The sequence below is a fragment of the Streptomyces sp. NPDC002788 genome, from assembly GCF_053592115.1.
This window is the reverse complement of record NZ_JBSFVB010000001.1, coordinates 146,573-167,305: the sequence shown is the minus strand read 5'-3', so window position 1 is coordinate 167,305 and position 20,733 is coordinate 146,573. Positions and strand designations below refer to the sequence as shown.

Below are 20,733 nucleotides of genomic sequence, written 5' to 3'. Positions count from 1 at the left end.
CGCCGGCGGAGGTCTTCGGGTTCCGGCGCACAGCAGCATCTCCAGGCGGAACCGCCGGCCCGCCCAGCGCTACGGCGTGGGGGGCCGCTGCGGGGAGCGGAGTACGAGCAGGGTGATCTCGCTCGGGGCGAAGACGCGGAAGGGCGGGCCCCAGAAGCCGGTGCCGCGGCTGGTGTAGAGGAGGGTGCGGGTGCCGTGGCGGCTGAGGCCGGCGAGGGCGGGCTGGTCGATGCGGACCAGGTGGTGGAAGGGCCAGATCTGGCCGCCGTGGGTGTGGCCCGAGAGCTGGAGGTCGATTCCGCTTGCTGCGGCCCGCTCGACGAACTTGGGCTGGTGGGCCAGGAGCAGGACGGGCAGGTCGGGGTCGGCGCCGTTCAGCGCTCCGGCGAGGTGGGCACCGTGGCCGGCCAGGCCGGAGGATTCGGCGGTGACGTCATCCACGCCGGCGACCACGAGGGTGTCGCCGCCGCGTTCGAGCAGCAGATGGCGGTTGCGCAGCGGCTCCCAGCCCAGCTCGTCCATCAGGTCGACCCAGCCCTGGGCCTCGCTGTAGTACTCGTGGTTGCCGGTGACGTAGACCCGGGCCCGGGTGGCCTGCACGGTACCGAGTGGGGCGGCCTGGGCGCGGCGGCGTTCGGCCGTGCCGTCCGCGATGTCGCCGGTGTGGCAGACCAGGTCGGCCTTCAGCGTGTTGACCGTCTCGCAGACCCGTGCCGACCAGCGGGCGCGGTCGAGTGGGCCGTAGTGGGTGTCGGTGATGAGGACGACGCGCGTGCCGTCCAAACCCGCCCCCAGGCGCGGAAGTTGCACGTCCAGGCGGCGTACCCGTGGTACCCGGCGGGCCTCGGCGTACCCCCAGGCGAGCAGCACGGCGGCTACGCCGAGGACCGCCCAGGTGACGATCCGGGCCCGGTCCTGACCGTCGCCTACGCCGGCCACGGTCAGGGCGAGGCGCAGCGGGACGCCGAGCAGGACGGACCAGGAGAACAGCACCCAGCTGACCCCGAGGAGGGTGTCTCCAACGATCGCCGCCCAGTCCTGCTGCCGCCGGCCGTGGCCGCGTACCATCGCGAGCGGCATGGCGATCAGACCGAGGACGAACAGGGCGGTGCCGCCCAGCGTCACGGGGAGTGGCCAGTGCTGGCCGGCCTGCAGCAGCACCCAGCAGGGCACGGTCCACAGCAGGACGGGGGCGATCAAAGGGATGTAGCGCATCAGGCGACGCAGTCGGCTCCGCCGGGTCGCATGCCCTGCACCGTCCGCGGATCGGGCCTCGCTGGTGGCGGTCACGCTTCGCCTCCTCAAGTAACCAGACTGCCGACGCGCGCACTGTATCCGGTCGTCCGGGTGTGCGGCTGACGGACGCCTATGACAAAGCGCTCCTTGCGGCCGCTCTGGCCGAGCGGCTCGATGGATTTGACGTGGACCTGCAACCGGTGGCCCGGGAGCGTCGGCGGACCGAGCCCGCCGTAGGCGGGCTGGTGCGGCTCGACTTCCTCCCGCACTGCCCGATAGCGGGCCGAAGTCGCTGCCCGGCTTGCCGTCTGCCCCGGGCCGGTGGGGGCGGTTGGTCCTGCACCGCACCGCGGCCCTCGATCCGGTCCGGCAGGTCCTGGCTTCGCCCTCCGCCTCACAGCGTGGCGCGCAGGTGGCTGACGGTCACGAAGTGGTAGCCGCGGGCGGTGAGGGCGCGCAGGATCTGGGGGACGGCGGCGACGGAGGTGGCGTGGATGTCGTGCATGAGGACGACGTCGTTGGGCTTGGTCTTGTCGATGACGGTCTGGGCGACCTTGGCGGGGAAGCGGTACTTCCAGTCCTCGGTGTCGACGTCCCACAGCACCGGCGAGAGGGTGGTTGCGGCCTTGACGGTGCGGTTGATGGCGCCGTAGGGCGGGCGGAAGACGGTGGGGGTCTTGCCGGTGGCGGCCTTGATGGCGGCGCTGGTGCGGTTGAGCTGGGAGGCGATCTGCTGGGGGGTGAGCCCGGTGAGGTCGGGGTGGTTCCACGAGTGGTTGCCGATCTCGTGGCCGGCCTTCGCCTCGGCGCGGACGAGGTCGGGGTGCGTGGCGACGTTCTGGCCGACGGTGAAGAAGGTGACGCGCGCCTTGTACTGGGCGAGGTAGGTCAGCAGTGTCGCGGTCTCGGGGGCGGCGGGTCCGTCGTCGAAGGTCAGGGCGATGCACTTGACCTTCTTGCAGTCGGTGTCGTCGTCACCGGAGGCTGTGTGGGTGGGGACGGCCGGAGCGGGGACGTGCGGCGCGCCCAGGTCGAGTGAACGGCTGGGGCTCACGGTCTGCCGCTGGGCGCGCTTGCCGAACGCGGACAGCCACGGTGTGATCGTCTTCTTGGGGATGGTCACCGTCTGGGCCCCGGCGGCCGGAACGCCCACGTCGCCGCGGTCGAAGTGCACCCGCAGGCCCCCGTCGGAGGTGAAGGCCATGTCGTCGAGGGCGGTGTCGCGGCTCTCCGGGTCGGAGAACGTGTCGTCCAGGCCGGCGGCGTCCACGCCTCCCCGGTCCTTGAGCTGATCCTTCAAGGCGGCGAGGAAGGCGTCCCGGGAGCCGTCGGCGACGAGTCCGAGTGCCGTGCGGTAGACGCCGGCCTTGCCGTCGTACCAGTACGTGCCGGCGGACCGTCCGTCCGCCGCGGCACTCTGGTCCTGGGTCGTGAGGCGGACGCCGAGCACGTCGCCGGAGGCGACCAGGAACTGGTGGCTGATGTTGAGGTCGCGGCCCTCCGCGCCTGCCGAGTCGTCCCCGCACGCCCCCGAGCGGAAGGTCGCCAGGCGCCGCTCCACGTACTTCTTCATCGCGGCCGTCATCGCCTCCGCGCCCGGCACGTCCGGGTAGCTGGTCGAGAACGGGCAGGAGCTGCTCTCGCTGCTGTCGTTGACGATCTCCAGGCCCTTGATCTTCGACGGGTCGACCGCCCGGACCGGGGACGGCGACGAGCCGGGCCGCGCGCCGGCGGATGCCGTGACCGGGGGCTCGGACGTGCCGTGTGCACAGGCTGCCGTGAGGGTGAGCGAGCCGAGCAGCAGGAGGGAAGGGAGCAGGGTGTGAGAGCGCATGTGACCAGAACCTGAGGAGAGAGAGGACCTTCCGGGCGTCGCGGGACCGGACGCCGGTCGGCCGCCGCGTCGGAGGGACGGCGACGGCCGTTGTGGTCTCTGATCGTGCTGGTCAGGGGCGTTTTTCAGCGAGGCCCGGGGTCACTGTGAACAATTTCGGCGCTCCCTGAAGTGGCGCTCTGTCCCCTTTCAGGGGTCCTTGCACTATGAGCGCGCGACCCGGGCGGGCACAGTGCAAGGACCCCTCAGGGGATTCACTGCACCGACGGGCAGACCTGCCGGTACGGCGCGTCGGGGACGTACCGTCGCCACTGTGCCGGGGTCAGCCCGCCGCCGGCGCGCTCGCAGACGGCGCGGACGGCCGCGTCGGGGGCGATGGGGTGGCGTTGCAGCATCACGTTCGGGCCGGTGGCATAGACCGTGCTGTCGTCCCGGCCGAACGCGAGCGAGCGGATCTCGTCCCCGGGCGTGGGCAGGTCGCCGCCGAGCAGCCGCTGGCTGGAGGTGTCCCACAGCCGCAGGGTGCCACCGGCTCCCCCCACGGCGAGGGTGTGGCCGTCGGAGGAGAAGGCGAGTGCGCCCACGGCCTCGGCCCGGCTGCTCGGTGCCGTGTCGGCCGTGCCGGTGAGTACACCCGCGGCGTGGCGCAGGTCGCCGTCCCAGAGGGTCACGTGCCCGGTGGTGTCGCCCACGGCGAGCCGGGTGCCGTCGGGGCTGAACGCGAGAGCGGTGACCTCACGGCCGTCGGCGAGCGCCCACCCGGTGACCCTGCCGGCAGGCAGGTCGGCGTACTGGTCGGCGGAGCCGACGAGCAGCCGTCCGTCCGGCCGCACGGCCACGGCCTGCCCGAAGAAGCCGTGCAGGGTTCGCGGGCCGCGGTGGGTCCGGGTGTCCCAGACCTCCGCCGCCTCGCCGTCGCCCGCTGAGCGCACGGCCATCACCGTGCGCCCGCCGGCGCCCAGGGCGAGCGCCGACACGGGGCGGTCGGCCGCTCCGGAGGTGGTGAAGCTCGTCCGGACCGTGTGGGCCCGTACGTCCCACACGGTGAAGCGCTGCCGCAGGGATCCGCCCGAGGAGGTGGTGTCGGCGACGGCGAGCGTGCGGCCGTCCGGGCTGAAGGCCAGCAGCGGGGTCTCGTCGCCGGTGACGCTCGGTAGGGGGCCGAGCGCGCTTCGGGCGAGGACGGCGCCCGTGCGGGTGGAGCGCAGCTCGAAGCGGTAGCCGGACCCGGACCGGGTGGCGGTGGCGAGGGTGGTGCCGTCCGGTCCGAGGAGCGTGGCGTCGGCCGAGGTGCTCTGCCAGGGTGCGGCGAGGCGGTCGGTGAGGTCGAAGGTGTGCACGGTGGCGCGGTCGAGGTAGCGCAGGGTCCGGCGGCCCTGGCCCGGGGTCCACATCAGATCCCTGACCTCCGCGCCGGCCAGCGGACGGTGGAAGACCTGCACGCCGCCCGCGCCCAGCCGCCACACGGAGATCTCCTGGTCGTCGGCCGTGGCGAGGAACTCTCCGTCGGGCGAGAGGTCGGCTTGGGCGAAGCCGGTGGTGCCGCCGCTGGCGAAGTCGGCGACGACGCGCCCGCTGCGGACGTCCCAGACGGTGGCCGCCGTCCCGTGGACCACGGCCAGCCGCCTGCCGTCCGAGCTGAGGCGCAGCAGCCGGTCCCCGCCGTCCGCTCCCGAGCCGGTGCCGCACACGGTCTTGTCCGCCTTCTGCCAGGCGCCGGGCAGCTGCCTGCCGTGCGCGGTGTCCCACACCCGGGGCGGGCTCTCGGGGGGGCAGAGGGCGGCCAGACGTCCACCGGAACTGAGGGCCGCCGTGGTGAGGCCACGGGAGACACCGGTGGTGAAGAGAACCTTGCCGTCGTCCGTCCGCCGGACCCGCACCTGGCCGGGCCCGTCGAACGGCTGGACGAGGTACGCGTCTCCGTCGGGCGCGGTGGCCCCGAGCTCCGCGTCGCCCAGATCGGCGGCGGACCTCCCCTCGGGGAGGTTCCACAGGGTGTCACTGTCCGCCCCCGACAGGACGAGGAACCGGCCGTCCGGGCCGACATCGGACGCCTCCGCTCCGCTCGGCAGGCGGTAGACGCCGGTGCGGCGGTGCTCGGCCACGTTCCAGGCGGTGACGCGGCTGCCGTCGGCCCTGAGCAGGGTGCGGCCCTGGTCGGTGAGGAAGCGTCGGACGTTCTCGCCGGTCTGCGGGTCGGTGAAGGCGTCTTGTTCCGGCTGGGCGAGCGCGCCCAGCAGGGCCGAGCGGGACTCGGTGAGCGGGGCGATCCGCCACGCCGCGGCGCCGAGCAGGGAGGCGGTACGGGGATCGGTGGCGCGCAGGCTTTCGGCGACGGTGGCCAGGCGGCGGGCGGCGGCCTTGGCGGCCTCCTCCTCGCTCACCCGGTCTCGCTGCCAGGCGACGAACCCCGCGGCCAGTGCGAGCACGAGGAACACGGAGAGCCCGACGGTGAGCACACGCGTACGGCGGGCCGTGCGCGTCTCGGCGTCCCGCTCGGCGTCACGGGCCGCGGCCGAGGCGCTCAGGAAGGCCCGCTCCGACCGGGTGAGGTCGTCGTCCTCCTCTTCCCTTTGTTCCTCCCGTTTCTCGCGCTGCCTGCCGAACAGTTCCTCGGCGCGGTCCAGCCGGGTCCCCCGGTACAACGCACCGGGGTCACGGTCCAGCTCCTCCCAGGTGCGGGCGGCCTCGCCCAGGACCCGCTGGGCGCGCAGCCGCTCCCGGCTCTCCTCGATCCAGCCGGCGAGGCGCGGCCAGCCCGTGATCAGGGCCTCGTGGGCGAGTTCCACGGTGTCGCCGTCCAGGGCCACCAGGCGGGCGGCAGCCAGACGTTCCAGGACGTCCGCCGCACCGGGCCCCAGCTCGGACCGGGACGCCGGGCGGCGCGTGTCGGCCGTGTGGTCCCCCGGGGCGATCAGCCGCAGCAGGATGCGCCGGGCGGTGCGGGCCTGGTCCTTGTCCAGATCGCCGTAGACCTGCTCGGCGGTGGCGGCGATCGCCCCGCGCACGCCGCCCGCCTCCTCGTAGGCGGCCAGCGTCAGCGTGCGGCCCCTGCGACGGCGCCACGTCTCCAGCAGGGCGTGCGAGAGCATCGGCAGCGCCCCCGGCTGACCGCCGACCTCCTCGATGATCCGCGCGGTCAGCACCCGCTCCACGTTGAGCCCCGCCGCGATGGCGGGGCCGGTGACGACCTCTCGCAGCTCGTCCCCGCTCATCGGCCCGACCAGCAGGTTCGCGTGACCGACCGCCTCCGCCAGCTGCCGGTGCTCGGCACAGTGGCCGTAGAAGTCGCCGCGCACCACGACCACCACCCGCAGGCGGCTCTCCGGCTCACGCGCTCCGAGCAACAGGTCCAGGAAGCGGTCCCGCTCCTCGCGGTCGTCACAGAGGGTGAACAGCTCCTCGAACTGGTCGACGATCACCCAGGTGTCCAGCTCACCGTCTTGGGGAACGAGCGCCTGCCCGTGCGTGTGGGCGGGCCGCTCGCCGGGGGTGAGGACACGGATCACCGCCGGGCGGTCGGCACCCTCGCCCTCCCGCAGCAGCGGGATGAGGCCGGCCCGGAGCAGCGACGACTTGCCGCTGCCGGAGGGCCCGAACACCGCCGCGAACCGGTGTGCGCGCGCCAGGTCCAGGAGTTCGCGGACCAGCGCCTCCCTGCCGAAGAACAGGTCGCTGTCGTCCGGCTCGAAGCGGGCCAGCCCCCGGTACGGAGCCCGTTCGTCGGCCGAGGGAGCGCGCAGTTCGGCGTCCGCCTCCCGCCAGCGGGCCTCCCACTCGTCCGGGTCGGCGTCGAGCGCCTCCGCGTAGGCGCGCACCACCGCCAGGGTCGGCAGCTGGTCGCCGGCCGCGGCCTGGGACAGTGCCGTCGTGGAGTAGCCCGCCCGCTCCGCCATCTCCCGGTACGGCGGTTTCCCGGCCTTCTCCCTCAGCAGCCGCAGGTCGTGCGCGAGGCGCTGCACCGGACCGGCGCCGGGGTCCACCGGTTTCTCGCGTCGGCCCACCTGGTGGCACCTTTCAAGCCTCGAACACAGGAACGGGCGACAACCTACGTTTTCGCCCCTCCGGAGGCAATTCCGGTCCACCGCGCGGGAACGCCCAGGTCAGGGCACCAGCTCGATGGCGTCGTACGACACCCCGGGGCTGAGGTAGGCCGTGCCGCCCGAGCCGCTGACGATGTCGATCGTCAACTCCTGATCAGCGGTGGCGGACTTGATCCAGGCGCTCGCCGGGATGGCGTAGCGGTAGGTGTGGTTGTTGCCGCGGTAGGAGCCCACGGTCAGGGAGCGGGTCGTCGGTTCCTTGGCGGGTGCCGGTATGGCCGAGACCCAGTCGTTGACCCTGATCCGGGGCCTGCCGTTCGCGAACGCGGTGGTGATGCCGATGTTCAGGGTGTGGCCGGAGGCGAGCTGCTGCCGCGTCAGCCTGAAGCGGATCTTCAGCCCGTTGTTGACGCCCGCCCACTGGTAGCACGGGAAGTCCGCCGGGGACGAGGAGCCCACGGTGTGGACGCCCGTGGTCCAGGGCCCCGCGCGTGCGTCGGACGGGTGCATGGTGGTCATCAGGGACGCGTTCTTGAAGCCGGCGGGGGTGCCGGTCCAGTCGCCGATGCGCCAGATCGCGGTGTTCCGGCTCGGGTCGGCGGTGATCTTCAGCGTGTGCAGAGCCGTCGTCTTCCCGGCCGCGACGGTGACGGACGTGGTGTGGACGGCGAGTTCGTCCTTGTAGACGGTGAGCTAGTAGGTGCCCGTGAGCATGTACGGGGAGACGAAGTGCCCGGTGGCCGCGTCGGCCTTCGCCCAGTACTGGGCGGCGGGGTTCGAGAAGCCCACGGTGTAGGCGTGGCCGTCGCCGCGGCCGCTGATGCCGACGCCGGCGACCCGCCCGCGACCGCCGCGGCCGACCCAGCCGGCCAGGCCCAGACCGTCGACCCACGACGTGTCCATGATGTCGTGGGTGAGCGAGCGGGCGGGCGCTCCGCCGTCGGTGAAGGCGAGGACGTAGGGCCCCTGGAGGCCGAAACGCATCGGCTCGGTCTGGTTCTCGCCGTAGTAGAGGATCTCGTACAGCCCCGCGCCGTCCTCGTAGTCGTGGCGCATCAGCGAGCGGTAGAACGGGCCGCCGGATGCCTTCTCGTGGTTGTTGCGCACCATCCACATGCCGACCTTGCCGTCGCTCCAGCCGACGTGGTCGTAGTCGATAGCTGTAAGGGATTTTTGGTGGTGGTGATGGTGCGGCGGTGGCGGCCGGGCGGAGCCGGTTCACCACCGCCGGCGGTGCCTTCCGTTATCGGACGGTTCGGTAGGCGTTGCGGATCGTGCCGGTGTATGTGTTGCCGGCGGTGTCGGCGAGGGCCGCCCTGAAGGAGACGGTGCCGGGCTTCCTCGGGTTGGTGATGATCAGGTAAGGCTTGCCGCTCGCCGCGCTGTGCACGGTGACCGGCTTCCAGGTGCGCCCGCCGTCGTACGACGTCTTCGCGGTCAGCGACTTCAGGTGCCCCTTGGCCGCAGCCGGGCCCTGCAGGGACAACGGGACGGTGATCCGGGCGCCCGCCCCGGCGGTGCCGGTCAGGCTCAGCTCGGGATGGAAACGGACGACGGACAGCGGCCAGGCGACCGCGCGGGTCTCGGGCGTGTTCGCCGAGGTGAACGTCCACACGCCCTCGACGTGGTCACTGACCTTGTAGCCCTTGCCGCGGACGGCGGTGATGGACAGTTTGTAGCGCGCCGTCCCGGCCCGCAGGTTGGAGTAGGTGTTCGGGCAGGTGTCCTCGGTGAAGTCGCCTATGACCTTGCTGCCGGACGTGAGCCGGGTGTGGACCGTGGTCTGAGCGGAGTACGAGAAGTTGCCGGGCCCGTCCGAGAACATGGGCACGCACAGCGCGTAGTACCGCCCGATCCGCAGACCGCCCACCACCTTCGTCGGTGTCACGATCGGGCCGTGGACACCGCCGTCCAGAGTGACCCGGTACGTACGGTCCGGCGCGAAGCGGCGCGAAGTGGTGAAGGAGGTCATACCTTCCCCGTCCGTACCGTTCTGTGTCCGGGCGCCGAGGATCCAGCGCACGCCGTGGCCGGTCGACAGGAACTGCACGATCTTCGCGGTAGGCGCCGCCCGCAGGGGCCCTTCGAGGGCGAACATGGCCTGGTCGAGCGCCGGCCAGCCCGGCGTGGTCCACGCGTTGTTCTGCGCGGTCTGCGCCTTGGCCAGGGCCGTGGCGACGGAGGTGTTCACCCTGGCCATGCCCCGGGTGGAGGCGAAGGTGCGGGTGAGGCCGTCGAAGAAGCCGCCGGTGCGCGTGGTCACCAGGTTGTACGCCGGGGAGGTCGCGGTGCGCTGCCAGATGCCGCCGGCCTGGGCGATGAAGGAGCCCGCGGGGGCGTTCGGGCCGACCTGACCGAGGAAGGTCGTCGCGTCGAGGTCGGTGCCGATGGCGAGGTCGTAGGCCGGCTTGGCTCCGCGGGCGGCGAAGGCGGCCTGGCCGTCGCGGAGGGTGGCCCGGCGGTCCGGAGCGGTCACCTTCACCGGCTTGGCCTTGCGCCCGTCGAGGGCGACGGTGGTGTCGTGGTCGAGCACGAGGTGGGGAGCGACCAACTGGGCGGACCGGCCTGCCGGGGTGGTGGTCATGGCGCTGATCGCGTAGCGCCCTCGGGGCAGCCGCAGGGTGACCGTGCCGCTGCGCGCCTTTCCGTCGTCGTAGGGCGTGAACTGCTTGCCCGTGTCCAGGCCCGCCACGGTGACGTCGGGCTCGTTGTCGCGCTTGCCGTCCCGGCGGGTGGTGACCAGGGTCAGCGTGTGCGCCTCCACCGCACGGTCGACCGCCACGGCGGTGCGGACGCTCTGTCCGTCACCGCTCGCGGTGACCGCGCCGGAGTAGACGCCGTCGGCGCTGCCGAGCCGGGTGTCCGCCGTGACCGTCGCCCGCGCGGTGCTCCCTGCCGGGACGGTCAGCCGGGCGGGGGAGACGGTGACCATGCCGGTGGGCGCTGCCCTGCCGTCGGGGCCGGTCGCGGTGATGTCCAGGTCCAGGGTGACCGGCCGGTTGCCGTCGTTGCGGTAGGTGAGAGTCCTGGTGACGGGCGTGTCGTCGTGGTGCGGCCAGGGGTCCGGGGTGCCGAAGTCGACCGAGGACGGCTCGCTGCTGACAGTGGTGTCGATCGCCCGGGTCAGGTCGGCCCGGCCGACGCCGACGCCGTACGGAGTCACGCCGCTCAGCGTCCTGGCCGAGGCCGTGAGGGCGGACTTGAGCCGCTCGCCGGTCCAGCCGGGGTGCTCCTGGGCCAGGATGGCGGCGGCGCCCGCGGTGTGCGGGGTGGCCATCGAGGTGCCGGACATCGACACATAGCCGGGTGCCTCGTCGTTGCCCTCGGTGCCGTGAGCGGCCTTCGCGGCGATGACGTCGACGCCGGGCGCGGCGATGTCCGGCTTGAGGCGGCCGTCGGCGGTGGGACCGCGGCTGGACCAGGAGGCGACCTCGTCGTCGCGGTCGACGGCGGCCACCGTCAGGGCGGCCGCCGCCGATCCAGGGGAGCCGACGGTGGTGTCCGAGGGGCCGGAGTTGCCGGCGGCGATCACGAAGAGGGTGCCGGAGGAGGCCGACAGGTCGTTGACGGCCTTCTCCATGGGGTCGACGCCCGGGGTGTCGACGTTGCCGAGGCTCATGTTGACGACCTTGGCGCCCTGCGCCACGGCCCACTGCATACCGGCGATGATGTCCGAGTCGTCACCGAAGCCGGTGTCGTCCAGTACCTTTCCGGCCAGCAACTCCGCGCCGGGAGCCACCCCCTTGTACTTCCCGCCGCTCTTCGCGCCGGAGCCCACGATGGTGGAGGCGACGTGGGTGCCGTGGCCCTGCCTGTCGTCGGTGGAGCCGGAGCCGCTGAAGTCCTTGGCCTTGAGGATCTTGCCCTTGACGTCCGGGTGGGTGGCGTCGATGCCGGTGTCCAGGACGGCGACCTTGACGCCCTTGCCGTCGTAGCCCGCCTTCCAGGCTGTCGGGGCACCGATCTGCGCGACCCCTCCACGCGGGTCGGGAGCATCGGCGTCCCGCGCGCTGATCCTGACCCGCCCGTCCAGCCACACCCGGTCGACACCGGGGGCAGCGGTCACGGCGGAGCGGCCACCGGTGGAGTCGGTCAGCGCCTGCCACACCTTGCCCGCGTCCGGCTTGTCGGCGGTCAGCGCGTCGCCGTGGACGGCCGACAGACGGTGTGTCACATCCGCCTCAGCGGCCAGGAGGGCTTCCCTGGCCCCCTTCTGCGCATGGCTGGAGCCCTTGTAGGAGACGATCAGCGGCACCTGCCGCCGATGCGCGTCGTCGTAACCGTCCTTGACCAGTTCCGTGACGTCGAACAGACGGCGGTCCAGCCTGCCGCTGCCCAGCAGCCTCGTCGCGTCGAGCGGAACGACGTAGGTGTGGCCGGCGAAGCGCCGTACCGAGTACCCGACGCCGCTACGGCCCTTGCCCGGCCGCACCTCGACCACCCGGCCGTTGCCGTCCACGCGGACGGTGTCGCCGGTCAGCAGCGTCACCCGCGCGGCCGGCTTGGTCAGGCCGCCCGGGGACACGGTGGACGGGCCGGCCGGCCTGATCGGTGCGGCGGAGGTGACCGTCGCGGTCGCGGTGAGGCCGGCCAGGGCCAGCACGGCGGCGATGCCGCACACCGTCCTGCCGTGCCCGCGCGGTCTCCCGCCGGTCCGTCGGCGCTTGTTCCGCAAAGGAAAGTCCCTTTCCTCGTCGTCGGTGCATGGTCCGCACGCAGCCGCGTACGCGAGTGGAAGGCGGCCCCGAGTCACCGAAGGGGGCATGGGGCCCGGGGCCGCCTGCCGGAGGGCCGGTGGCGGGGGGTTTGCCACCGGCCCGCACCGACTCTGCAAGGCCGGGGAGTTGTTCAGTAGGCCCTGACCAGCACTGAAAAAAAGGCGGTGCGCCGGCTGATGAGCGTCCCCCCCGACACGGCGCCGCGGTCGCCGCCGAACCGGGGTCATGGGGGGAGCGGGGTGCACCTGACCGGTTGCGTTGCCGAGCAGCGAGACAGCGGTGCTGAACCGTTCGACACCGACTTGTCGTTCCACGGCTCCGTGGAGCTGGTGGTGCTTCGTCACCCGCACCGGCACCCCGACCACCGCCACCCCCTGGTCGCACCAGACGGTGCGGCCGGAATGCAGGACCGTCCAACCGGTCCGTCAAAGGAGTGCAAGATCGATGTGGACGCGGAGTCCGGCTGCCGGCTGTGGACCGGTAGCGGTAATCGGGAGGGCCCGTCCGGCTACGGCGCTGTTGCATACCGAGGGAAGACGCAACTCGTTCACTGTGTGGTGTTCAAGCTGCTGGTTGGGGAGATTCCGGAAGGCTCACAGGTGAGTCACGCGAGCCACGGGGACCTCGCCACACGCGATGCTGCAACCCGCCTCACCTGGAAGCGGTGACGAGGAAAAGGACTTTTCGACGCCGGGAGTTGGGGAGGGCACGCTCCCGCAGGACCCACTGTCGACACGGTCACGAGCACACGCCAGAGAACACGTGCCTGGGCCCCCGAGGGTTCCGGCAGTGCCGGGCCTGTCGTAGCGAGAGGGGCGTGAAAGAAGCACCCCCCAGGTGAAGAAGCGTATCGGGTCCTACCCGTGTGTCCGTACCGAAGGTGGTGGTCGCGGGGTGGTCTCCCAGGCCGGCGGTGTGCTGCTGGTGGAGACGATCCGCAAGACCGGCCTGGACAGGGCGATATCGGTGGCGTTGGCGCCGTGGCAGCAAGTCGCGGGCGGTGCATGATCCGGGCAAGGTCCTGCTGGATGCGGCGCTGGCGGTCGCGCTGGGCGGGGACTGCCTGGCGGATGTGGGCATGCTTCGGGTCGAGCCGGCCGTGTTCGGGCCGGTCGCCTCCGACCCGACGGTCTCCCGCCTGATCGACACCCTTGCCGCCTCGGGCGAGAAGGCACTGACCGCCATCCGCACAGCCCGGTCCGAAGTCCGCTGCCGGGTCTGGACGTTGGCCCGCGACCGGGCTCCGGACGCCGGTGGGCAGGTCACCGTGGATCTGGACGGAGTGCTGGTCATCGCCCACTCGGACAAGCAGGACGCCGCCCCGACCTGGAAGAAGACCTCCGGTCACCACCCGCTGATGGGCTTCGTCGACCACGGCCCCGGTGGCACCGGTGAACCTGTCGCCTCCCTTCTGAGGGCGGGCAACGCGGGCTCGAACACGGCCGCCGACCACATCGAGGCCGCCCGCCTCGCCCTCGCTCAGCTGCCCACGAAGTACCGGCGCGGGCGGCAGACCTTGATCCGCTGCGATTCCGCGGGCGGCACCCACGAGTTCGTCGCCTGGCTCGCCCAGCGCGGGCGCTGGCTGTCCTACTCGGTCGGCATGGTGATCACCGAGGCCATTCACCAGCACGTCCTGAAGATCCCGGCATCGGCATGGACACCGGCCGTCGAGACCGGCGGCGAGGTCCGCGACGGGGGCCTGGGTCGCCGAACTCACCGGCGACCTGCTTGAGGGCTGGCCGAAGGGCATGCGGCTGACCGTCCGCAAGGAACGGCCGCATCCCGGGGCCCAGTTGAGGATCACGGATGCGGACGGCATGCGGATCACCTGCTTTGCTACCAACACCGCCGGCCGTCCCATCGCCGAACTCGAGCTCCGTCACCGGCTGCGGGCCCGGGCCGAGGACCGCATCCGTGCTGCCCGCGCGACGGGCCTGCGGAACCTGCCCCTGCACGACACCGCACAGAACAAGGTCTGGCTGGAGATCGTCCAGATCGCTCTCGACCTGCTGGCCTGGATGCCCATGCTCGCCCTGACCGGCCAGACCCGGCTCTGGGAACCCCGCCGCCTCCGCTTCCGCCTGTTCTCCGCAGCCGCCCAGCTCGTCACCACCGGCCGGCGCCGCGTCCTCCGCCTCGCGGCCCACTGGCCCTGGACCCGGGAGATCACAGACGCCCTCGCACGGCTCGCACTCCTGCCGAACCCCGGCTGACCAGCAGCTTCCCTACCCCTGCGAGTAGCACCACCCCACCCGGAGCAGTGGAACCCGGCGCCCACCCGACGCGACACCCGGGCCCACGGCCTGCCCGGCATCAGCCACCGAAAGCGAAACGGCCCACCGACTCCGTCGGCGGACCGTCAAGAAAGATCGAGGCTCAGAGTGCAGGCAGCGGAAGTGCCACCCGTGGCCCCAGACCGAACTCCTCGGCCTCGTCGTTACTGACGACCGCGACGGTTCCCGCAGGGATGCCAGGAAGGGTGGCCACGCGGGACGCCACCGCCAGAAGATCCCCTTCACCGGCTCCGGTGATGAAGAAGACGTAGACGTCCCCGTCCTCCTCTCCCTCATCGAAGACTTCCACGTCACCTTGGTCTTCGAGATCGGACAGGAAGTCCTCGGCCTCCTCGATCCAGGGAAACGGGTAGGAGCCGTCCGGCAGGCCGGGCGTCGGCAGCAACGGGACGTGGATCTCAACAACGATGGTGGGCACGGAGGTCATCTTGCCCCCACAGTCTCCGCCCGGATCAACCAGGAGCGAGCCACGCGTCAACAGCCCTGCTGAGGTTGAAAAGAGCTTAATATCTGTTCCCGAGGGGTCAGATTTTGGGGGGTCGCGCGGCGGGAGTTTTTGCCGCGAAGAGCAGAGTGGAATTATCCACCGCACGCGGGCCGCTCCGGCGTGCTACTGTCTATCTCAGTTGCAGTTGTGGTTCCCACACTTCAAGTGCCCCACCAGGCTTCTGCCGGTCGGGAGCACTTTTGTATTTCCGGTCATTTCCGGGCGGGGTAATCATCGCGGCGACACGGCGTCCGCACAGTGCGGACGCCGATGCATTGCCCCAAAGGAGATATGACATGGCTGCTGGTACCGTAAAGTGGTTCAACGCGGAAAAGGGTTTCGGCTTCATCGAGCAGGACGGTGGCGGCGCCGACGTGTTCGCCCACTACTCGAACATTGCCGCGCAGGGCTTCCGTGAGCTGCTCGAGGGCCAGAAGGTGAACTTCGACATCGCGCAGGGCCAGAAGGGCCCGACGGCCGAGAACATCGTTCCGGCCTGACGCTCACGCGCAATCCGTAGCTGGGGCCCGCATCCTTCGGGGTGCGGGCCCCAGCTGCACGCGTATCCCGCAGCGGCTTTCACCCGCGGGACGCCCCGGAGGAATCCGCAGTACCACCACAAGCGGTTCCTCCCTTCAGGACGCAGACGCATCCTGAAGCGCTGCACCGCAGCCGGCGCCCGGATCGCAAGGTCCCCAACGCGTCACCCATTTCAGCACCTGCGCCCACGGATGTTTCCGCCGGCCAGATCTGCTTTCTTTTGCCACCGGTCCATACTTGTAATTCTCCATGCCATTCATCGCGGCGGGAATTCCTTGATATGTGCCACATCGAGGAAGGTTCCGCATGAACCGCACGTACACGAACGACCGCCCCGCCCGCTCCCGTGACGGCCGTGACGCCGGAAGGGGCGGCGGTTACGGCTCGCAAACGCCGCGTCGTACCGGCGGGCCCGTCCGCTCCGGCGGTTACGGCCGTCGGCCCGCCGGAGTGCAGGGTGAGTTCGCGCTGCCCAGGACGATCACCCCCGCGCTGCCGGCCGTTGAGGGCTTCGCCGATCTCGACATGCCCGAGCAGCTGCTGGCCGAACTCGGCATGCAGGGTGTGACCGTGCCGTTCCCGATCCAGGGCGCGACGCTGCCGAACTCGCTGGCGGGCCGTGACGTGCTGGGCCGCGGACGCACGGGTTCGGGCAAGACGCTCGCCTTCGGCCTCGCTCTGCTCGCCCGCACCGCTGGTCAGCGTGCTGAGCCCCGCCAGCCGCTGGGGCTGATCCTCGTACCGACGCGTGAGCTGGCACAGCAGGTGACCGACGCGCTGACCCCGTACGCCCGCTCCGTGCGGCTGCGGCTGGCCACGGTGGTGGGCGGCATGTCGATCGGCAGGCAGGCCGGCGCGCTGCGTGGCGGAGCCGAGGTCGTCGTCGCGACGCCGGGGCGGCTCAAGGACCTCATCGACCGCGGCGACTGCCGGCTGAACCACGTGGGCATCACCGTGCTGGACGAGGCCGACCAGATGGCCGACATGGGCTTCATGCCGCAGGTCACCGCGCTGCTCGACCAGGTCCGCCCCGAGGGGCAGCGAATGCTCTTCTCCGCCACCCTGGACCGCAACGTCGACCTGCTGGTGCGCCGCTACCTGACCGACCCCGTCGTGCATTCGGTCGACCCCTCGGCAGGTGCGGTCACGACGATGGAGCACCACGTCCTGCACGTCCACGGCGCCGACAAGCACGCCGCCACGACCGAGATCGCCGCCCGCGACGGACGCGTGATCATGTTCTTGGACACGAAGCACGCCGTCGACCGGCTGACCCAGGACCTGCTCAACAGCGGGGTACGGGCCGCCGCGCTGCACGGCGGCAAGTCGCAGCCCCAGCGCACCCGCACGCTGGCGCAGTTCAAGACGGGGCACGTCACCGTGCTGGTGGCGACCAACGTCGCGGCGCGCGGCATCCACGTCGACAACCTCGACCTGGTCGTCAACGTCGATCCGCCGACCGACCACAAGGACTACCTCCACCGCGGCGGCCGTACCGCCCGCGCCGGCGAGTCCGGCAGCGTCGTCACCCTGGTCACGCCGAACCAGCGCCGCGGCATGGTCCGTCTGATGTCGGACGCCGGAATCCGGCCGCAGACCACCCAGATCCGCTCGGGCGACGAGGCCCTGAACCGGATCACCGGAGCCCAGGCCCCGTCCGGCATCCCGGTCGTCATCACCGCACCGGTGGTCGAACGCCCCAAGCGCAGCGCCACCTCCCGAGGCCGACGCCGCCCCACCTCGGCGACCAGGCGCACCCCCGTACGCCAGTCCGGCTTCGGCGCGGTGGCCTAGAACTTTCGTGATCAGGAAGCCGGCCCATCTCTGCAGGAGGCACCTTGTGACGCTGGTTCAGACGCAGCCCCGCCCGGCGGACGCCGACCCCGCGCACAGGACGGCGGTGGAGGTCATGGACGCGGCCGGACCGCAGGTCTGTGACGACATGAGCGTCGAGGTGGCGCTGGCCGTCATGGCCGCCGCCCGCATGGTCCGACTGGTCGTCTGCGACCAGGACGGCCAGTGCACCGGCCTGGTCACCCGTACCGAACTCGCCGCCGTCCGCGACAGCTCCGACTACACGGACCGTGTCCGCCTGCGCGACATCCTCGGCGACCACGGCTCGTTCGCCTCACCCGCGACCACGATGGCCGAAGCCGAGCACGCGATGCGCACCCGTCGGCTCGGTGTCCTGCCGGTGGTCGACGACCAAGGCAGCGCCCTGGGCATCCTCGCCCTCTCCCGCTGAAACACCTCGCCCCTGGCCGGACCGTTCTTTCCTTCTCTCTGTGAGGCCACATGCGCTGCGTCATCGCCCGCTTCCCCTTCGAGCTCACCAAGGTCGGCGTGCTGGAATCGATGAAGGGTGTCAAGCCCGAACCGGTCACCGGCGAATCGGTGATCATCGGCCGCCGCCACTACCCCGTCAAGCAGGTCGGCCAGGTCATCACGCGCCAGGACCGCCGTGACTTCAGCGCCGCCGAAGTCCTGCGGGCCATGGCTCAGCTCGGCTTCACCTGCCGCGCCGTTCCCAAGGCAGCGCCCCTGGGCATTCTCAGTCCGATGCAGCACGCTTCCGCGATGCTCGGCACCCCCGTCACGGTCTGACCGGGTAAACAGACACGAGCCACCTGACCAGCAGTGTGGGCCCGACCGGTTCGCCGGTCGGGCCCACACCGCGTGCAGCGGGTTCCCGTCGCCGTTGCCCTGCAGGATCCGGGCGGCATGGAAGTGCAGATGCGTGGGCGGCCCGTCCTCCTTCACGGGGGCGTCGAAGACGGCGGGCGAACTCGCCCAAGCGAGCGGAATCCCTCAGCACATCCGACACCCTCTGCCTCCACACCGCTTCGGCAGCCAGGCGGCCGGTGATGACAGCGCCACCGGTGGCCACGGTCAGGGACATCTGGTTGCTCTGGCCGGACTCCACCAGGGCGGCGACGTCCACCAGCAGCTCGTCAGGCTGCGGCATGAGGCGGACCATGTTCGCCGGCCATCCGGCTGCTTGAGCGGTGACGCTACCGGGCAAGGCAGGCGCTCACGGTTTTGCCGCCGGAGGCCCCGCGGGTGACCGCCGTGGCGTGGGCGAGGCGGGTGACCATGGGCCAGCCGAAGCCCCCGGTGCCGCCGTTCAGGTCAGGGGTGCGCATGCGCGGCACATGCCGGCTGGGATCGTGAACCCCCACCGTGGCGCAGGGCATTGGTGACGAGCTCGGACACGACCCAGACCACCGTGCCCGCCGCGTCAGGGCACGGCCGGCTGCTGCAAAGCTTCGAGGAAGGCCCGTGCCGTAGCGCGTGCGTCGGCAACGGCTGTTGTGGAACGGACGGCTGCGGCGCTGGCAATCACCGTGATCATCAGGGTCACCCTGGTCTCTGAATCGTCCATGCCGGTGCCCGTGCCTACCCAACCCCTGTGCCCCGCCCCTCCACCCGCCAACCCCGCAGAGCCCCAGTGCTTGCCTGAAGGGGACGGAGGACCACAGTCGACGCATCACGGCACCTGCTGCCGTGAGCCCGTGTCAGGGGCCGATGCCCCCTACTACGACGTGATTTTCCCCGAGGCGGTACGGGTTTCGCTCACGGACGCCCTGAGGCGGCTGGTGTCCGGGGCTCGCGCGGTTGCAGAGATCGGCGCCGGCAGGGGGTCTTCACCGAGGCACTCCTGGAGTTGCTCGGGCCGGGCGGTGAGATCTTCGCGATCGAGCCGACGCGCATCATGCGCGCCGCCCTGGTGACGCGGCTGTCCCGCATAGCGGCAGCCGCGGACACAGTGACCGTACTGCCCGAGGGCGCGCTGGAAGCAGAGGTGGACCTACCGCTGGACGCCGTGGTGCTGTTCAACATGGTCATGCACTTCTCGCCGGAGCAGCGGGTCCGGCTCTGGCGCAAGTGGTCCGGGGCGCTCCGCCCCGGCGGCCTGCTGATCATGGAGTCGCAGCACCCCCAGGCAGCGACCGCCGTCCCGCCGTCCGTGATCCTTGGAAGCACGCTGGGACGGCACCGCTACGACACCCTTGCGCGCGCAGAAGTCCAGAGTGAGGACCTGATCCGCTGGATGATGACCTACCGGACCTGGCGCGGCGACGAACTGATCCGGGAAGAGACCGCCAGGTTCGACTGCCATGTCGTCTCGCAAGAAGTGACCGGCCAGCAGGTCGATGACGTGGTGGACGTCCGCCTCGGTGAGGAACGGCAGTACGGCTTCCGCGGCGAAGAAGTACGGGCCGCCGGAGTCCGCGGCGACGGTCTCCGCCCACGCCTCTTCCGTGACCGACGCGGCGATCATCGTGCGGCGTGACGTGTCGGAGAAGAAGGCGCGGCGCACCTCGTCACGTCGGGCAGATCGAGCTCGAACCAGCGGGCCCGGCCGCTGTCGGTGCGCTCATAGCGGGTGTTGAGGCCCGTGCCGAGTTCCACCACGGTGCCGGCGGGGTGGGCGGCGAGGAAGTCGGTCACCCAGCGGTCGAACAAGCTGGTGCGCAGGACCGCACCGGTCAGGCTGGGCAGATTGTCGAAGCGGGCGAAGTCGTAGTCGATCGCCGCGACGATCTCCTCGGCGCGCGGGTCGGTGAGGATCGCGTCCTTCTTGCGGCTCTCCACCGCCCGGCCGTAGAGCGGGATCAGAAGGGTTTCCTGGACCGTGCCCAGGTCTGCACCGCGCTGCGTCATGACCGCCTCCCCGGCTCTCACGAGTGGGACGACGGTATATGGAAATGGATTCCATTAACAAGAGATGCCCGGCGCCGTCGTGTCGCGACGCCGCCGGGCTACTCCTGTGCGTGCCGGATGGCATCCAGCACGATGTGGGCGACATGGTCGTCGGTGAGGCCGTACTGGATCTCGCGGGCCTGGCGCCGGGTCGTCACGATCCGGGAGTTGCGCAGCACCCGCAGGTGCTGGGAGACCAGCGGCTGGCTCACGCCGAGTGCTGTGACCAGTTCGTGGACGTACTTTCCACCCTGGGACAGCTCGCGCACGATGCCGACGCGGACCGGGGACGCCAGCGCCTTCAGGAGGTCACTGGCTGCCTGCAGGTCCCGCAGTGGCTCGTCGGTCACGGCTGTCGGGGCGGGCGGAGTCGTTGCCATATGCACACATTAGCATGTGGCAATGATTTTCGGTTGACGTTCCGTTTGCCAAGGGTGAACTCGGCTCAGTGATCGTCCCAGTGTCCATCGTGGGCGGCGTGGCGGTGACCGTCGTGCACGTAATCGACGTGGTCCTCGTGCGGTACGGCGACGTGGCCACAGCCCTCGCCGTGCTGGTGAGTGTGGCCCTCGTGGCTGGCGTGGCCGGTGTTCGCGCACTCGTCGACGTGGTCCTCGTGGACGCGGTGGATGTGACCGTCGTGCGCGTAGTCGGTGTGGTCACCGTGCGGGATGGCGACGTGGCCGCAACCCTCGCCGTGGGCGTGCGTGTGGCTGTCGTGCGTGCGGTGTTCAGTGGCGGTGGTCATCTGATGCTCCTGGTTGTGCTCTTGGGTCGCCCGTGGCTCGTGCTCCGGCAGGCCGTGCATGGCGACATTAACATATGGCGATCCATGCATGTGTAGTTCGAGGTTCCCCCACCCGTTCCTGGGTGG

General features: G+C 71.1%; 13 protein-coding genes and 4 pseudogenes. 6 read left to right on the top strand and 11 right to left on the bottom strand.

Annotation, left to right across the window (positions count from 1 at the left end; translation table 11 throughout):
* Positions 1-69: 69 nt before the first annotated feature.
* The 5 genes and pseudogenes from ACWD1U_RS00755 to ACWD1U_RS00735 all read right to left on the bottom strand — a co-directional run bounded on the left by ACWD1U_RS00755 (position 70) and on the right by ACWD1U_RS00735 (position 11,788).
* Positions 70-1,290, bottom strand: coding sequence for a metallophosphoesterase (locus ACWD1U_RS00755; protein WP_451103502.1), 1,221 nt, complete (start codon positions 1,288-1,290; stop codon positions 70-72).
* 340 nt (positions 1,291-1,630) lie between these two features.
* Entirely contained in the window at positions 1,631-3,070 is a 1,440-nt protein-coding gene (locus tag ACWD1U_RS00750; protein ID WP_451103501.1) for a polysaccharide deacetylase family protein, read from the bottom strand.
* A 254-nt stretch (positions 3,071-3,324) separates the two neighbouring features.
* A complete protein-coding gene (locus ACWD1U_RS00745; protein WP_451103500.1) occupies positions 3,325-7,074 on the bottom strand; it encodes an nSTAND1 domain-containing NTPase in 3,750 nt (1,249 codons plus the stop codon).
* Between the two features lie 99 nt (positions 7,075-7,173).
* Positions 7,174-8,292, bottom strand: a pseudogene (locus tag ACWD1U_RS00740) (polysaccharide lyase family protein); the annotation flags it as partial.
* A gap of 64 nt (positions 8,293-8,356) precedes the next feature.
* The gene (locus ACWD1U_RS00735) at positions 8,357-11,788 is read right to left on the bottom strand and encodes a S8 family serine peptidase (protein WP_451103499.1); all 3,432 of its coding nucleotides are present in this window, start codon (positions 11,786-11,788) and stop codon (positions 8,357-8,359) included.
* A gap of 880 nt (positions 11,789-12,668) precedes the next feature.
* Here ACWD1U_RS00735 and ACWD1U_RS00730 point away from each other — a divergent pair.
* Positions 12,669-14,047: pseudogene (locus tag ACWD1U_RS00730) on the top strand (IS1380 family transposase).
* A 163-nt stretch (positions 14,048-14,210) separates the two neighbouring features.
* On the opposite strand, the gene ACWD1U_RS00725 reads toward ACWD1U_RS00730, so the two are convergent.
* Entirely contained in the window at positions 14,211-14,555 is a 345-nt protein-coding gene (locus tag ACWD1U_RS00725; protein WP_451103498.1) for a hypothetical protein, read from the bottom strand.
* 356 nt (positions 14,556-14,911) lie between these two features.
* Here ACWD1U_RS00725 and ACWD1U_RS00720 point away from each other — a divergent pair, with 356 nt between their 5' ends.
* The 4 genes from ACWD1U_RS00720 (at position 14,912) to ACWD1U_RS00705 (ending at position 17,759) form a co-directional block, all read left to right on the top strand.
* Complete coding sequence (locus ACWD1U_RS00720; protein ID WP_003973099.1) at positions 14,912-15,115, top strand: cold-shock protein; 204 nt, start codon at positions 14,912-14,914, stop codon at positions 15,113-15,115.
* A 346-nt stretch (positions 15,116-15,461) separates the two neighbouring features.
* Positions 15,462-16,949: a DEAD/DEAH box helicase gene (locus ACWD1U_RS00715; RefSeq protein WP_451103497.1), complete on the top strand. Its 1,488-nt coding sequence runs from the start codon at positions 15,462-15,464 to the stop codon at positions 16,947-16,949.
* A 46-nt stretch (positions 16,950-16,995) separates the two neighbouring features.
* Positions 16,996-17,400 (top strand): CBS domain-containing protein, encoded by a 405-nt coding sequence (locus ACWD1U_RS00710; protein WP_451103496.1) that lies wholly within the window; start codon positions 16,996-16,998, stop codon positions 17,398-17,400.
* A gap of 50 nt (positions 17,401-17,450) precedes the next feature.
* Positions 17,451-17,759 (top strand): SCO5918 family protein, encoded by a 309-nt coding sequence (locus ACWD1U_RS00705; protein WP_451103495.1) that lies wholly within the window; start codon positions 17,451-17,453, stop codon positions 17,757-17,759.
* 96 nt (positions 17,760-17,855) lie between these two features.
* Here ACWD1U_RS00705 and ACWD1U_RS00700 read toward each other — a convergent pair.
* Positions 17,856-18,120, bottom strand: a pseudogene (locus ACWD1U_RS00700) (hypothetical protein); the annotation flags it as partial.
* A 46-nt stretch (positions 18,121-18,166) separates the two neighbouring features.
* Positions 18,167-18,507, bottom strand: a pseudogene (locus ACWD1U_RS00695) (ATP-binding protein).
* A gap of 312 nt (positions 18,508-18,819) precedes the next feature.
* Between ACWD1U_RS00695 and ACWD1U_RS00690 the strand changes: the two are divergent.
* Positions 18,820-19,449, top strand: a complete 630-nt coding sequence (locus ACWD1U_RS00690) for a hypothetical protein (protein WP_451103494.1) — start codon at positions 18,820-18,822, stop codon at positions 19,447-19,449.
* Here ACWD1U_RS00690 and ACWD1U_RS00685 read toward each other — a convergent pair.
* The 3 genes from ACWD1U_RS00685 to ACWD1U_RS00675 form a co-directional block, all read right to left on the bottom strand.
* A complete protein-coding gene (locus ACWD1U_RS00685; RefSeq protein WP_451103493.1) occupies positions 19,434-19,820 on the bottom strand; it encodes a class I SAM-dependent methyltransferase in 387 nt (128 codons plus the stop codon). The two genes, ACWD1U_RS00690 and ACWD1U_RS00685, sit on opposite strands and share 16 nt — an antisense overlap.
* A 98-nt stretch (positions 19,821-19,918) precedes the next feature.
* A complete protein-coding gene (locus tag ACWD1U_RS00680; RefSeq protein ID WP_451103492.1) occupies positions 19,919-20,239 on the bottom strand; it encodes an ArsR/SmtB family transcription factor in 321 nt (106 codons plus the stop codon).
* 65 nt (positions 20,240-20,304) lie between these two features.
* Positions 20,305-20,607 carry a hypothetical protein gene (locus tag ACWD1U_RS00675; protein ID WP_451103491.1) on the bottom strand — a complete coding sequence of 101 codons (303 nt, stop codon included), beginning with the start codon at positions 20,605-20,607 and terminating at the stop codon, positions 20,305-20,307.
* Between the last annotated feature and the right edge of the window lie 126 nt (positions 20,608-20,733).